The sequence below is a fragment of the Akkermansia muciniphila ATCC BAA-835 genome (genome assembly GCF_000020225.1).
GTDB lineage: Bacteria > Verrucomicrobiota > Verrucomicrobiia > Verrucomicrobiales > Akkermansiaceae > Akkermansia > Akkermansia muciniphila.
This window is the reverse complement of record NC_010655.1, coordinates 670594-684881: the sequence shown is the minus strand read 5'-3', so window position 1 is coordinate 684881 and position 14288 is coordinate 670594. Positions and strand designations below refer to the sequence as shown.

Sequence of the window (14288 nt, the reverse complement as noted above, 5' to 3'; positions counted from 1 at the left end):
GAAAACACAAGGAGAGGCCCCCCACCCCCGAAAGGCCTTCCTCCTGACCCTCCAGAGCCGTTCCGGAACAACTCCAGAGCGGCCTGGTAACGTCAGGGCTCGTCCGGCAGGGAAATGGCGGGAGCTTGGCGTCTACTTTTCCAGCAGCCGTCCTCCGTCGTGCCATTCTCCGTACATCCTGTTTTCACGGGTATTCTCCAGAAATTTTTCCAGGCGCTTGCGGAACAGTTCCGGCTGGTTTTTTTTAATTTGAATGGTATCCAGGCGCACATGGCGGTATAGCCGGGGAAACGCCAGAAAATTGGCGTAAATAAGCGGATCCTGTTGAAGGAGCTGTAAAATATATGGGTCAATACGGAACGCTTCCGGATTCATTTCCGGCAGACATTTTTCGCCGTGGGGCGTCATTAGTCCCAGCCTGGCCAGGCGGCGGACGCGTTCCTTGTTCAGTTCGGACCATTTACTCTTTCTGGATCGGGGAGTGAGACGCTGGGCCAGGAAACCGGAGGCCGTCTTCTTGCGGGTGCTGTCAATCCATCCGAAGCACAGGGCTTCCTCCACGGCATCCAGGTAAAGGAGGGCATGTGGGGAAGGTTTCCTCGTTGTGAGAACCCAGCAGCAGGAGGAAGTGAGGTGGTTGTTTTCCAGCCATATTCTTAATTCCTTCCGTGTAGTGATGGGAAGAAGGTTGCTTATTTCCATGGCGTTTATAGGTCGGTCTTCCGCTGATGTTCTGAGGGCCGATAATACTTCTCCGGAGCCTGCATTTCCAGCACAGACATGGCTTCTAACCGGGGACAGCTTCGGGAAGGGCGCCTTTCTCAGGAACCGCTTTTCTTTCCGTCTTCTTTTTCCGCCGTTTTTTCCTTTTCCTTCTTCGGAGAGAAACGGCCGGTTTTCTGCTTGTCAAAACAAAAGCCGCCATTATAGATGATTTATGAAGAAGAATGTAGTCTTGTCCTTGCTGGGGCTGGTTCTGCTGGTTTCCGCCGTAGCGGTTTTCAATATGGCATGTGCAGAAAAATCCTCCAACCGTGCGGATATCGCGCGGAAACGGGTAACGCCCGTGCTGAATTCCTTTCTGGAGCCGTGCGGCGCCAGGGTGGGAAGTCCTGTGTTTTTACGGGCCGTAAAGGAAGACTCCGTCCTGGAACTGTGGGTGAAACCGGACAAATCGGAATGCTACATGCTTGCCAAGCGCTATCCGATTGCCGCATGGTCCGGAAAACTGGGCCCCAAGGAGAAGGAAGGGGACAGGCAAACACCGGAAGGTTTTTATGAAGTGGAACCGTCCGGGCTTAATCCCCGGAGCAATTACCATTTGTCTTTCAACATCGGGTATCCGAATGCCTATGACCGTTCCCTGAACCGGACGGGAAGCTTCATCATGGTGCATGGACGGGATGTTTCCATCGGCTGTCTGGCGATGACCGATTCCGGAATTGAGGAGATTTATACCATGGTGGAACAAGCTCTGGTTCATGGGCAAAAAAACGTTCCCGTGCAGATTTATCCCTTCGTGCCCACTCCGGCGCGTTTGTCAGAGGAAAAGGATTCTCCCCACGCCGCCTTTTGGGCGGACATGGCCCGAGCGTGGGACTGGACGGAACGGACCCGTACTCCGGCCCGGGTGAAGGCCGTCAATGGCAGGCTGGTCGTTGTGGAGCAATAAAAATCCTCCGGTCCTCAACCGGAGGATAAAGGAAGGCCCGCGGAACAGGGGCGGCAGGAGCGCCCCTGGTACCGTGTGTCCGGAATGCTCCGGGTTAGACCAGCTGGGCAATCAATTCTTCGCGGTCGCCCGGCAGAAAATCCATCGGGGCAATTTCCGGCAGCGTATAGCAGCCTGCGGCCAGTTTCATGCTGGCGCGGGCGGAAGCCACCATGACCTGGGCGGTCAGGGCCGGATTGTTGATGCGCATTTCAAACGTGAACATCTGGTTCTGCGTGGAGCCGGAAACGCCCTTGCGTTCCATCAGCACGCCGTGGCCCATGTCTTTCAGCACGTCGATGTCGGGCACCTGCAGCACGCGGGTGTCGTCATGGCTGAAATAGGAATCTGATTTAATGGCGAATTCCACGTCGGAGAATTTGGCTCCTTCTTTCAGCACCACATAAACCATGCGGCGGTGTACGCCGGAACCCGTGGGGATGGTGAGGGAAAGAGCGTCCGCCACTCCTTCCTTGGAACGCGCCACGACGCTGTGGCCCATGCTCATGCCGGGGCCGAAGTTGGTGTACGTGATGCCTTTGGGAGCCATGGCCAGCATCAGGGTACGGATGACGGAGTCCGTTCCGGGATCCCAGCCGGCGGAAATGATGGAGACGGCGTCATGCTTGATTGCCTGGGCTCCCAGGGAACGGCGCAGGGCCACGATGTCCCCGTGAATATCGAAGCTGTCAACTGTGTTGATGCCGCGGGCGAGCAGGGGCAGAGCCGTTTCTTCCACGCTGCGGGTGGGGGTGCAGAGCAGGGCCGCGTCCACATGGCCCAGTTCCTCCACGTCGCTTACGGTCTTGATGCCGTGTACAGCTTCGCTGCCGGGGCGGCGCACGATACCTGCCAGTTCCATATCGGGAGCGGCGCGCAAGGCGTCCACAGCGTATTTCCCGATGTTGCCGTATCCTACGATGGCTACTTTAATCATCTTGGTAGTAAATAGTAATGGTTCCTAATGGGGCGGAATGTCCACCCGGCATTTTTTTCCTTTGGCGCATGTTTTTTAAGTGTTTTGGGAACGCATGGCAAGAACGGAGAATGACAGGGGGCTTCGTGGCATGATTGCCGGTTCTTTGAACGGGGGGCGGAGGAATAGAGTCTGATTACTCGGAACTCTTCCAATAAAACGATGAAAAGCAAATTGATTATTCTGAGTATCGCCACCCTTCTGGGGTGCGTTTCCTGCAATACGATAGGCGGGGTGGGCAAGGATGTGGAAGCGGTCGGCAGCGACATTAATTCCGCCGCCCGTTCCACCAGCCGGGCCATGTAAAAAGGTCATGTAGAGACCTTGGACGAAAGCCGCTTCATCCACCCGGATGAAGCGGCTTTCTGGTAAAAAATGTGCTGCCGCCCGCATGTCCTGATTTACAGATGGCCGCAAAGGTTTGGCGTGTTCCATGCAGGATGGAGCCGGACCTTGCCAATTCGTTGGGAATCCCATGGGGATGACTGCCATTCAGGGCAGAATGGCAGGAAGCAAAGTACTGCCTCTTTTCCATTAAAAGAGGACTCGAAGCAGCGTCCGGCGCTTCCCGGGCCTTACTGCATGGACTTGCTGGTGGCCTGGGAGGCGCTGTCAATCTTGCTTCCCATGGCTTCTACGTCTTTTCCTATTCCGCTGATCGTATTGCAGGAGGAGAGAGCGAGGGCTGCGGCGAGCGTCAAAAGGGCGGATTTGATATTCATTAGTCGAAGAGAGGTTGAAAGCCGTATCCTAACCTGCTTCCGGTTTCTTGTCAATGAACCTGCAAGCAGTAATTTGTTATAGCTTTTTGTTATATTATGCCATAGAATAATTGTATTATCGAATAATAACGCTATTTGCCATAAGAAGTCTGCATTTCATTACAGATTGAAAAATATCATGAAAACATCAGTTGCAGGATAATAAATCAACATGGCGTTTACCGCCCTCCTGGGGAGGGCATGCTTGTCTTGCCGCTTTCGATATTACCGGGAATAAAGCAGAAAGCGCCGATATTTTTCTGTTCATCCGGGCAGGTGGAAGGACACAGTACTTGCCGGCCTTTGCCTATTAGCCTTGAAGGCAGGCATTCTGCTTTTCCCTTTATGGTTCAAGAGCCGTTTCCCTGTTGACGGGGAACGGATTTTGCCATTGCAGCATGCGCCCTGCGTCAATATGGACAATGCTGTCCAGATCTGCCCTGTCTATCCGGGGGGGGGGGGGGAGGCGGTTGCCGTCAGGAAGGCGGGGATGAAGGGGCTAACTCGGGTTGACGGCGGTTGCGGTATCTGCCGCCGGGGCATCGGCTGCGGGAGCAGGGGAGGAAGCTGCGGTTTTCCCTTCCATGGGTTTGCCCAGAAAAGCGGGCAATTCCAGCCCTACGCTTTTGCCGAGTTCATGAAGGGGCAGCGTATCCTTTACCAGATTCTGGACGAATCCTCCCACAGAGGAGTTCCCTCCATTGCCCATGACGACTACCTTGTCGAATTTCAACCCCTTAATGGCGCCGGACTGGAGCTCCACAATCTTGGTAAGCTGTTCCGTCACCAGCAGGTTGGAAGCGGCCTCGGAAGAACCTGCCGCCTGGACGATCTGCTGAAAACCGCGGGCCTTGCCTTCCAGCACGGCTTCAATCGCGGCCGCTTCACCGCGTCCCACCATTTCCATGCCTTCCCCTTCCGCCTTTTTCTTCAGGAGGGTAGCCTGGGCTTCGCCTTCCGCCAGTTGGCGGATGGCTTCCGCTTCCGCCCTGCGCTGGATGAGCAGAGCCTGCGCCTTGCCTTCCTGTTCCAGTTTGAGTACTTCCGCCGTGGCCTGGGCCTGCACTTCGCGCTGGCTCTTTTCAATGCGGGCCGTTACCAGGATGTTGGCTTCCTGCGTGGCGCGTTCGCGTTCCGCGCGCTTCAATTCCGCTTCTTTTTCCGCCTGGTAGGCTTCTTCCAGGGTTTTAGCCTCCTGCACCTTCTGGGCCACTTCCGCCAGCTTTTTGGCCTCCGCCTGCTTCACTTGCAGCTTGGCGGCGGATTCCGCAATTTTAATCTGGGCTTCGTTCTGGCCCTCAATGGCGATGGCGCGGGCGTTCGCCACCTGGATGGTCTGGTCCTTTTCCGCTTCCGCTTTGCCGATTTCCCCGCGGCGCGTTTCTTCCGCCACCTTGATGGTGGCGTCATTGATGGCGCGCGCAGCGGCTTCCTTGCCCAGGGCGTTGATGTAGCCGGAAGCGTCCTGGATGTCCGTGATATTGGCGTTGATGAGATGGAGGCCCACTTTGTGCAGTTCCACGTCCACGCCTTCCGTGATGCCCTTGATGAGTTTTTCGCGGTCGGAATTGATTTCCTCAATGGTCATGGAGGCAATCACCACGCGCATCTGCCCCATGATGATTTCCGCGGCCAGGTTGCGGATTTCCTCCCGGGAGCGGCCCAGCAGGCGCGCAGCGGCGTTCTGCATGATTTCAGGGAGGGTGGAGATGCCCACGATGAAGGAGGAGGGCACATCCACGCGTATGTTCTGGGAGGAAAGGGCGCCCTGGAGGGGCACGTCAATATTGATAGGGTTCAGATCCAGGTAGCTATAGGACTGGAGAACCGGAAGCACGAAGGTGGAGCCGCCGTGGTAACATTTGGCCGGCTGGCCTGTGCCTACTTTCCCGAAGACGATGAGGATTTTGTCCGGAGGGCACATGCGGTAGCGGCTGAACAGCCAGGAAGCGGTCAGAATGATGAAGAGAACCAGAATGGCGATGGGGATGATTTTGTCCATAGTCGGCTTGGGGTATGATGATTGGGGTGTTTGTTAATGAAGAGGTTTGACGGTGACGATTCCCGCAGTGACGGCTACCACTTCCACCGGGGTTCCGGAGGGCAGGGGATGTTCCCCTTCCTGGACGGCAGGGAGGTACAGCAGCTGGCTGGGATGGGCGATTGTAACTTGTCCGCCGCGTTGGAGGTTTCCGGGAATGCTGATGTAAACGGAGCCGGTCATTCCCTTGAGGGTTTCATAATTCAGGGTGCCGTCTGATTTAAGGCTCATAATGAAACGCATGGAGATGCCGATAATCAGGAACATCAGCACGCCGGTGAAAAAAGCCGCCGCCAGGGAGGCGGCCATCCCCCAGTCCAGACCCTGGGCGAGCACGCCGCCCCAGCCGAAGCCCAGAAAAAAGCCGATGCCGGATTTGATGGACAGCAACCCTACGTCCGCTCCGCCGGAATCCGCATCAAAGTCCAGATCATGTTCCCCCAGCCCGAACAGGGACAGGAGAAACAGGAGCGCTCCCACGCCCGTCGCTACTACGGCGATGATAAAGAAAATGGAGTAATCAGTCATAGGGTGGATTGATTACCGGGAGTATCCATGTTTGGAGGCTGCTTGTCTATGGAAAAAGAGCGGCGGCCGGATATCCGGCCGCCGACGGAAGGGGAAAAATCCCTGCAACTTGTTTTTCTTCCACGCTTATTCCATTTCCACGACGGCTTTTTCTCCCTTTTTGAGTTCCAGTTCCCGGAGCAGCAGGAAGTCGTTGGTCAGCAGGCCTGCCTTTTCAATGGGAGTGGCGGTTCCGCCAATGGTGACGGTGGCCTTGCCGGCGTTGATCCGATTGGGGAACCAGACTCCCAGGCGACCTTTGGCGTCTTTGTTGGCTGTGACGGTGAACCCTTTGGAGGCATCTGCCGGGTCATTCCAGTCGATATGCCACGGGGACGGAGCCCGGGATTCGTCCAGGCGCGCCGTCCAGGCGGGGTCTCCGTAAAAGGCCACGGTATCCCGATCGTGGATAAGCCCCAGCTGGTCCTTGCCCATGCCGTATCCGGCGGAGTTCATGCCCCTGGCAAAGTCCGGATCATCCTTGATTCCATTGATATCCGCGGAGTTGAAATAGACGTCCATGAGCTTGGGGAAGTGGGTCATAGTCTCGTCCAGAATGAACTGGTTGTTCAAATACCAGGCTTCCGCCAGGCTGGAGGCGTCATGATTGCTGAACAGAAGGCCCAGCGTCCCCCAGCCGCCCTTGCCATACCAGGAAGGGACGGTGTAGCCTACCAGCTGGTTGAAGCCGTAGCGGCTCAGGGCGGTGACAGCCATGGAATTTTTCGTCTTCTTGGCATCTCCGATCAAGCAGTTCCCAGCCGCGACCCAGACAGCCGGAACCGGCCTGGTTTCAATCACCGGCGCTTTAATTCTCTTAAGGAAGGAGAGAAGGTCGTCTTCCTTTCCGTTGAAGAGCACGCCGTGCAAAAAAGTGGTGAATTCCCTGAATTGTTTTTTGTCCAGAGCGTAGAACCGGTTGTTGCCGGAAACGATGAGTCCCTTGCCGAAAGGCATTTCCAGATTAAACTGGGTTGCGTGGGAGGCCGTTACGAAGAGCTGCGGGGAATAACGTTTCCAGTATTCCATAAGCTTGGGCGTTACGCCCAGCGTGGTTTCATCCCCCTTGTCCTGTTCTTTCAGGCCTTTCGTGTAGAAAGCCGGCGTTACCTTGCCCTTGGAGCCATGCTGTTCCAGGTATTGGAAGGGCTGCCAGTCCGTGATGCTCATGCTGTCTTTGAATCGGGAGGAATCCACGTTGGTAGTTCCCATGGCACGGCTGATGACGAGAGGCTTCGTTTCAGAGGCTATTCTCATGGCGGCCTGCGGGGTGTACCCCGTGACAATGCCCCAGATACAGTCCCCGTAAGGGTCGTCGTCCAGCCGGCGGCTCAGGCGGTGCAGGTCATTCACCAGCACCCGGTCTATTTCCTCCGGGCGTGCGACGACGGCCATGAAACGTGGAGCCATTTTTTTGAGCGTGTCCAGCTTGGAGAATACGGAATCTTTCACGGTGACGATGGAGCCTCCGTGTTTTTCAGCCAGTTTGTCCGCCACGGCCTTCCAGGCCGGCATTGAAGCTGTTTCTTCGGAAATGATGATGGCATATCCATTTTTGCCGGAGTCTTTTTTTACAGTCTTCACGACGGTGGCGCGAACGCAAAAAGCCGCCGGGGAGACGGCGGCCTGGGGAGAGTCGGCTTTGTCCGCCTGCTTTTCAGCAGGCGGAGTTTCCGCAGCCGGGTGATCCGGCAGAATGTTCAGGTTGAGATGCTCTCCCTTGCCGAAGATCTCTTTGGCAAGTTTGTTGACCTCTTCCACGGTGATGGCTTTTACGTCCGGAATGCTTTCCCTCTGCTGGTTCAGCCGTTCCGGCTTGGCCTGGGAGTCTTTCAGCAGGGATGTCCAGTAACCGTTGTCGCGCTGGGCGCGGTCCATGGAGTTAAGAATGGGATTGCGGGCACGGTCCAGTTCCTCCTGGGTGATATTTCCCTTGCCGAGGTCGTCCGCAATTCTGGCGATGGCGCTGCGCACGGCCTCCTTATTGCGCATGACGCCGGAACTCATCGTGATGATATAGCCGTCGTCCGGATAGGTTTCACTGATATTGAGGCCGGTGGAAGGGGAGTAGGTTTCCCCCATGTCTTCGCGCAGGCCCTTGAATACGCGGTCATAGAAGACGGCCTTGAGCATGTTCAGCCTGCGGGCCAGCTTTTTATTTTCTCCGCCGGGCGTTTTCCAGAAAAGGCAGACCATCGTTTTATCAATGGAGGAGTCATAGGTCAGGTCCTTGGAGAAATTGAAGTCCGCCATGGCCGGATGGCGAAGCGTTTCATCCAGCGTTGCCGGAGCTTCCGCACGTTTGGGAACCGCTCCTACGGTGCGTTCCAGCAGGGGGATGATGTCTTCCGTCCTGAAGTCTCCCGTAACGGTCACTTCCATGTAGTTGTTTTTCAACGGGGCATCCACCCAGTCCCGCACGTCCTTGACCTGGTAGGAGGTAAGCTGTTCCTGGGTGGGGAAGGTGAACCGGGGATTGTTCTTGTAAAGGATGGCAGGAACCTGCTTCTTCATGGCTCCCTGCACTTCATGGTCCATCTTGTTATAAATCATGGGAATGGCCCGCCGGAGCAGGGTAACGCCGTCCTGTCGGTAACCGGGGTGCATCAGGTAGGCCGTCTGGAGCTGGAGTTGCGTTTCCAGGTCTTCCCTGTTGGTGTTTCCGGAAAGCAGGAAGAAGCGGTCCGTCATGGAGAAGCCTACCCCTACCTTCTTGCCTGCCATGATGGCGGCCAGTTCGTCATTGGAGTGGTCTTTCAAACCGCCGCCGTTCATGACGGCATTCGCAAAAAGTTCCAGCCCGGAGGCTTTTTCCGGCCTGCTCAGTTCCCCGCCGTCCACGGCAAAGGTGATGTTGATGGAGTCCTTGTCAAATTCCGTGGGCTTCAGGTTGACGCGCATGCCGTTGGACAGGGTGAGCTGGGTGACTCCCAGGTCGGTGGTTTCCGTACGGGCCGTCACCTTGCCGGGATCTCCGAACTTATAGGAAAAATCCTTGCGGCTGTCCGCCTGGTAGGGCTGTACTTTAGCGGTTTGGGATTCCCGGTACGCTTTCATGATTTCGGCGCTTCCCTGGGGGTTTTCCTTATTGGAAGTGACGATCACGCGGGGAAAGGCTCCGGTCCAGGCTTCCTTCAGGGCTGCCTGGCATTGTTCGGGCGTCAGGTTTTCCACGACTTCCCTGGAGATGGCCCAGTCTTCCTGCGGCGTGGTGAAGACCTTGTCCCGTGCGGCGCTCTGGGCGATGGCGGAAGCCAGGTCTTCCGACTTGGCGGTGGCCCAGGACTTGATGGCGTTTTCCGCGGCGGCGGTAATGTTGCTGCGGGCCTCCGCCAGTTCTTCCTTGTTGAAGCCGAATTCGATGGCCCGGCGCAGTTCCTGTTCAATGGCGGCCAGAGCCGGTTTCCAATTCTTGTAGTCCGCCTGGGTCTGAATGGAATCCACTTCCGCCGCTTCCACTATGTCCATGCGGCCTCCTTCCGCGGAGATAAAGGGGCAGTCCGCATTCTTCGCCATCTTTTCCAGCCGGCGGTTCAGCATGGCGTAAGCCACGTTCAGGGGGATATCTTTGTTGCGGTTGGCGACGGTATCCGGCTTTTTCACATAGGGCCGGGCGATGTTGATGCTGGCTTCCGTGCTGGTGGCCTCTTTGTTGGTAATCCAGTGGGCGGTGGTTTCCGTAGCCGTTTTAAGCGTGCCCCGGTCCGTCTGGAAGGAATAGTTGTCCTTCTTCATGGAGCCAAAATACTTTTCCACCCAGGCTTTTCCCTGTTCCGGTGTGATGTCCCCGGCGATGACGAGCTGCATTTGGCTGGGAACGTAGTGGGTCCGATAATAATTGATAAATTTTTCCCGCGGCGCGGTGCGGATTACTTCCAGCGTGCCGATGGGATAGCGGTCGGGAATGCGGGTGCCGTCCAGCATGATGGAGAAGACTTCCTTCATGACCCGGTAACCGGCGGAGTCGCGCACCTTGTATTCGCTGGTGATGATGCCGCGTTCCGCGTCAATGGCGCTTTCTTCCAGCAGGGCTCCGTCCGCAAAATCCCGCATGATGGTGAAAGCCAGGTCCACGGTGGATTCCTTCATGCTGGGCACGTCCATCATGTACACGGTTTCGTCAAAGGCGGTGTACGCATTTGCGTCCCCTCCCAGGCCCAGGCCTTCTTTCTGCATGGCGGGAACCATTTCCCCGCGCTTGAAATGGGTGCTTCCGTTGAAAACCATGTGTTCCAGAAAGTGGGAAACGCCCTGGATGTCATCCGTTTCATTCAGGGAACCCGTGTTGACGCGCAGGCGGATACTGAACCGGCCCTTGGGTTCCGCGTTCGGGCGGATGAAGTAGGTCAGGCCGTTGGCGAGCTTCCCCTGGATAAGCTGGGGGTCCTGCTTGGGAATGCCTGCCGCCGTTTGCATTGAGGCAGCCTGAATCTTGTTTCCTGCTGCAGTTCCGGCCGGTGAATAGGACGGAAATAGGCACGCAGCAGCCAGAATGGAGGTGATGGTAAATGCCTTCATGGGAAAATACTGCCTTTTTGTTTCACACGATTTTCCGGGCAAGTCAAGCGGCCTTCTCTGCATAAAAGAGGTGAATTTCCGGAAAACCTCAGGAAACGTGAACCATGTCAAAGGGATGAAGAAGGCATCCATTCATCCCGTGGGCGCGGTTCTGAAATTCCGCAGATGCGGTCTACACAACGTTCCCATGCCTCCCGGCCCTGGTAAATTTCCACCTCAATGCGCAGGAAATAGATAGGGACCTCCGGTTTTTCCTCCGGTTTTTCCAGCCGCACGGCATCCTTCTCCGTAGTTACGATCATGTCCATGGCCCGGTCTGCGCAGCGGTCGTAAAATTCCTGCAATTCCGTTTGTTCAAACCAGTGGTGGTCCGGAAACCTGCGGCAGATTTCCACGTGGGCGCCCAGGGAGCGCAGGGAGTTTTCAAAACTTTCCGGACGTGCGATGCCGCTGAGGCACGCCACCCATTTCCCCCGGAGGGCCTCCAGAGGAAGGCGTTCCCCCGTGAACACATTTTCCAGATACCGGGGGCCGTGGTCGCTCACGATGATGTCCGCCACGGGATTGTACTTCCTGATGGCGGAGATCAGCTCATCCTGTGGCTTTCCGCCGCATTTGGTCAGAATGATGTAACTGGCGCGCGCCAGACTGCTCCTGGGTTCCCGCAGGGTGCCGCGCGGGAGCATGGCTCCGGTGCCAAAGGGCGCGCCGCAATCCACCAGCACGATATCCAGTTCATGCGCCAGTTTCAAATATTGCATGCCGTCGTCCAGCAACAGGGTGTCGCACCCCAGGTGCTCAATGGCGAAGATGCCGGACTTGATGCGGTTTTTATCCACCAGCACCGCCACGCCGTCCAGATTTTTGGCGAGCATGAAAGGTTCATCTCCGGAATGCAGGGGGCCCAGGTAGCGCGTTTTCCCGTCGCTGGCGATTTTGGGAAGATTCTCCGGCAGCCTGCCGTCCTTGTCCCTCCATTCCTGAGGTTTATCCAGCTCTGCGCTCTTGTAGCCGCGTGTCAGGATGGCTACTTTGCGCCCGCGCCGGGTAAGGGTGCGGGCCAGCAGTTCCACCACCGGGGTTTTTCCGGTTCCTCCCACGGTGATGTTGCCCACGCTGACCACCAGCATTCCCAGCCTGGCCTGCCTGGCGATGCTGGAATGAAACAGATACAGCCGTGCCAGAACCACCAGCCTGAACAGCCAGGAGGCGCCGCGCAGGATCATGCGCATCATGGCAGCGCGGAATCCCTTGGCACGGCCGAAGATGACTTCCGTCCCCCACTCTTCAAATTCTTCCGATCTGGATTTCATGGCAAGCCCGGCGGCGTTCCTGGAAACTCCTTCAGTGGAGGATGCGGTGGCAGCTGTCGCAGTAAACGGTCTCGTGGCCGCCCAGCACTTTCATGCGGGCGTTGTCCGTGATAACCATGTGGCAGCCGCCGCAATGGCCTTTTTCATCCATTGGCACAATGACCGGAACCCCCTTGCTTCTGGTCATCCGTTCATATTCCCCCAGGGAATTTTCCGGAACGGCGGCGGCCAGATCCGCGCGTTCCGCATTCAAGCGGTTAAGGAGCTCCTTGTCCGTCTCTGCCGTCCGGTCAAAGCGCGCGAGCGTTTCCTCCAGTTCACGCTGGGCGTCCCGTGCACGGCGGATTTTCTGCTCCATGTCCGTTTTTGCTGTTTCCAGGCGCTCCATCAATTCCAGCTCTGAGGTTTCCAGAGAGTCAATAGCGGCTTCCGTTTTTTCCACCTCCTGGATGCACATCTGGTATTCCTCGTTTTTCCGGGTGTTGGACTGAAGGGTTTTCATTTTGCCGATGTAGGCGCGTTTGGTTTCAACGGCGGCCTCCACGTCCCGTATGCTTTTTTCAATGCCTGCCACTTCCTGTTTGGCGGCCAGGGCCTTCTGCTTGATGGCCTCCATCTGCTTCAGCAGGCGCGTTCTCTGTTCCGGCAGGGAAGCCAGCTCCTTCCGGAGTTTGGAGATCCGCACATCCTTTTCCTGAAGGATCAGCAACTGGTCTAAATCGGCATGATTCATCGCCTGCCACCCTAGCATGCCCTGCCGGGGGGGAAAAGATTTTTTCTTGGCTCCGGGGCGGCGGTTCTGCCGCCTGTTGACGGTGCGGGGAAGCCTGAGAAATATTTTTCTGTTCTCTGCTAAGTATTTCAAGCAGGGCTTTCTGTTGTGCCGGCGTGCTTCCCTTCGAGGTCTGGGGCATGGAAAATTCCGCGTACTGCCGCGACAGCCGGTCTTTTTTCTCCTGGTTCCGCCAGGAAAGGAAGGCGCATATGGCAAGGGCGCAGACGCAGAAGATTGCCAGGACCATGTATGAATGGCGGTTGGAGGGCATGGAGGAAGGGAACTGCCCTGCATTATAGAAAAAACTGTCTTCCGCTCAATGTAAATAGACAGGCAGGGGAAGACGGCGTTTGCGGGGGAAGATTTCTGTTCCTGTCTGCCCTGAGCGGAGAACGCTTCCAGAAAGCCGGGAATGTTCAGGGAGAAAGCTTGTGTTGGCCGTCCGGGATGAATGGGCGATGATGCTGGGTGAATGGGGAAAGAGGGGGACAACGGACTTTCCGGGCCTTGGTGCTTCCGTCCGGATGTTTTTCCTTTGCAGAAAGGACCGTTTAAAAACCCAGGGCTTCCTTCTGCCAGTTCAACAGGGTGGAAACGCCTTTTTCCCTGTCTTCCGCAATAGCTTCCAGAGAGGCCCGGGTAATCAGGAAGGAGCCTTCCATGCCCAGTTCTTCAGCTTTTTCATCCCTGAGTTTGCACAGGCGGGCCAGATTGTCCTCAAATTGGTCGGAATGTTGCCGGCGCTGAATGCGGGGCCGGCATGGGTAGTCTTCTTCATCCAGCAGGTAGAATTTCTGGAGCGCATTCATGAACCGGCTGCGCCTGTGGGCATGAAAACGGGGCGGGGGCGCCACGGTGCGCTGTTCCTGGAGAGCCACGCTCCACTGGATGAGGTCAGCATTGGAGCAAACCATGAACGCGGGTTTGTCCCACGTTTTGGCTTCCGCATCACGCCAGGTCCACATTTCCCGGAGGGCGGCCAGCCCCTTCCTGTTCAATTTGCCGCAGCCCTGGATGCGCCAGGGGTCCTGATGGCCTGCCAGATGGCGTTCCCGGGCGCGTTCCATGGAATGTCTGCAAATTTCTTCAAACCAGCCCATGCGTCCTTTTTTCCGGAGGGCGGCCGTCAGTTTGTCCGCCATGTCCAGCATGTAATTTACGTCGTTCAGGGCGTAAGTGACCATGGTTGGGGAAAGGGGGCGCCGCGCCCAGTCCGCCTTTTGGGAAGATTTGCTCAGGGTGATGCCGTGGAAGTGTTCCACCAGGGCTGCCAGCCCGAACTGGCGGAAGCCCAGCAGGCGCGCCGCCGTCTGCGTATCCCAGATCATGGCGGGCAGCGTTTCCCAGGCGTTTTGAAAGAGGCTCATATCGTAGTCCGCTCCGTGCATCCAGACTTCCGTTTCTTTCAGCCAGTTGTAGAAAGGCCCCATATCTTCGATAGAGAGAGGGTCAATCAGGCAGGAACCCGTTTCGTCCGCATATTGGATCAGGCAGATTTTTTCCTGATAGCGGTGCAGGCTGTCTGCCTCCAGATCCAGGACTACCCGTCCCGCGGGCTGTGCGGCGGCGCGTTTGCGCCATTCCAGTAATTCCTCTTTCTCGCTAATCATCTTATTGCAACGGAGC

General features: G+C 56.7%; 11 protein-coding genes. 2 read left to right on the top strand and 9 right to left on the bottom strand.

Annotated features, from left to right (window positions below; translation table 11 throughout):
* Positions 1-132 precede the first annotated feature (132 nt).
* On the bottom strand, positions 133-702 hold the full coding sequence (locus tag AMUC_RS03190; protein WP_012419635.1) for a YdeI/OmpD-associated family protein: 570 nt from the start codon (positions 700-702) through the stop codon (positions 133-135).
* 235 nt (positions 703-937) lie between these two features.
* Here AMUC_RS03190 and AMUC_RS03185 point away from each other — a divergent pair, with 235 nt between their 5' ends.
* Positions 938-1672: a L,D-transpeptidase family protein gene (locus tag AMUC_RS03185; protein ID WP_012419634.1), complete on the top strand. Its 735-nt coding sequence runs from the start codon at positions 938-940 to the stop codon at positions 1670-1672.
* A 94-nt stretch (positions 1673-1766) separates the two neighbouring features.
* Here AMUC_RS03185 and AMUC_RS03180 read toward each other — a convergent pair whose 3' ends face one another.
* Entirely contained in the window at positions 1767-2648 is an 882-nt protein-coding gene (locus AMUC_RS03180) for a diaminopimelate dehydrogenase (protein WP_012419633.1), read from the bottom strand.
* Positions 2649-2849: 201 nt separating this feature from the next.
* Between AMUC_RS03180 and AMUC_RS12320 the strand changes: the two genes are divergently transcribed.
* Complete coding sequence (locus tag AMUC_RS12320; RefSeq protein ID WP_012419632.1) at positions 2850-2993, top strand: hypothetical protein; 144 nt, start codon at positions 2850-2852, stop codon at positions 2991-2993.
* A 269-nt stretch (positions 2994-3262) separates the two neighbouring features.
* Here the strand turns inward: AMUC_RS12320 and AMUC_RS12315 are convergent, their stop codons facing one another.
* The 7 genes from AMUC_RS12315 to AMUC_RS03140 form a co-directional block, all read right to left on the bottom strand.
* Positions 3263-3409 carry a hypothetical protein gene (locus tag AMUC_RS12315; protein WP_012419631.1) on the bottom strand — a complete coding sequence of 49 codons (147 nt, stop codon included), beginning with the start codon at positions 3407-3409 and terminating at the stop codon, positions 3263-3265.
* Between the two features lie 538 nt (positions 3410-3947).
* The gene (locus tag AMUC_RS03170; RefSeq protein WP_012419630.1) at positions 3948-5450 is read right to left on the bottom strand and encodes a flotillin family protein; all 1503 of its coding nucleotides are present in this window, start codon (positions 5448-5450) and stop codon (positions 3948-3950) included.
* Positions 5451-5483: 33 nt separating this feature from the next.
* Positions 5484-6017, bottom strand: coding sequence for a hypothetical protein (locus AMUC_RS03165; protein WP_012419629.1), 534 nt, complete (start codon positions 6015-6017; stop codon positions 5484-5486).
* A 126-nt stretch (positions 6018-6143) separates the two neighbouring features.
* On the bottom strand, positions 6144-10574 hold the full coding sequence (locus AMUC_RS03160; RefSeq protein WP_162610392.1) for a M16 family metallopeptidase: 4431 nt from the start codon (positions 10572-10574) through the stop codon (positions 6144-6146).
* A gap of 107 nt (positions 10575-10681) precedes the next feature.
* Positions 10682-11887, bottom strand: a complete 1206-nt coding sequence (gene lpxK, locus AMUC_RS03155) for a tetraacyldisaccharide 4'-kinase (protein WP_012419627.1) — start codon at positions 11885-11887, stop codon at positions 10682-10684.
* 31 nt (positions 11888-11918) lie between these two features.
* Entirely contained in the window at positions 11919-12752 is an 834-nt protein-coding gene (locus AMUC_RS12500; RefSeq protein WP_042447652.1) for a zinc ribbon domain-containing protein, read from the bottom strand.
* Positions 12753-13213: 461 nt separating this feature from the next.
* Positions 13214-14272, bottom strand: a complete 1059-nt coding sequence (locus tag AMUC_RS03140; protein ID WP_012419625.1) for a ribonuclease D — start codon at positions 14270-14272, stop codon at positions 13214-13216.
* Positions 14273-14288: the final 16 nt, after the last annotated feature.

Coding starts and splice junctions, on each gene's coding strand:
- AMUC_RS03180 (WP_012419633.1), bottom strand. CDS start 2,648: ATGATTAAAGTAGCCATCGTAGGATACGGCAACATCGGGAAATACGCT.
- AMUC_RS03170 (WP_012419630.1), bottom strand. CDS start 5,450: ATGGACAAAATCATCCCCATCGCCATTCTGGTTCTCTTCATCATTCTG.
- AMUC_RS12320 (WP_012419632.1), top strand. CDS start 2,850: ATGAAAAGCAAATTGATTATTCTGAGTATCGCCACCCTTCTGGGGTGC.
- lpxK (WP_012419627.1), bottom strand. CDS start 11,887: ATGAAATCCAGATCGGAAGAATTTGAAGAGTGGGGGACGGAAGTCATC.
- AMUC_RS03165 (WP_012419629.1), bottom strand. CDS start 6,017: ATGACTGATTACTCCATTTTCTTTATCATCGCCGTAGTAGCGACGGGC.
- AMUC_RS03190 (WP_012419635.1), bottom strand. CDS start 702: ATGGAAATAAGCAACCTTCTTCCCATCACTACACGGAAGGAATTAAGA.
- AMUC_RS12315 (WP_012419631.1), bottom strand. CDS start 3,409: ATGAATATCAAATCCGCCCTTTTGACGCTCGCCGCAGCCCTCGCTCTC.
- AMUC_RS03185 (WP_012419634.1), top strand. CDS start 938: ATGAAGAAGAATGTAGTCTTGTCCTTGCTGGGGCTGGTTCTGCTGGTT.
- AMUC_RS03160 (WP_162610392.1), bottom strand. CDS start 10,574: ATGAAGGCATTTACCATCACCTCCATTCTGGCTGCTGCGTGCCTATTT.
- AMUC_RS03140 (WP_012419625.1), bottom strand. CDS start 14,272: ATGATTAGCGAGAAAGAGGAATTACTGGAATGGCGCAAACGCGCCGCC.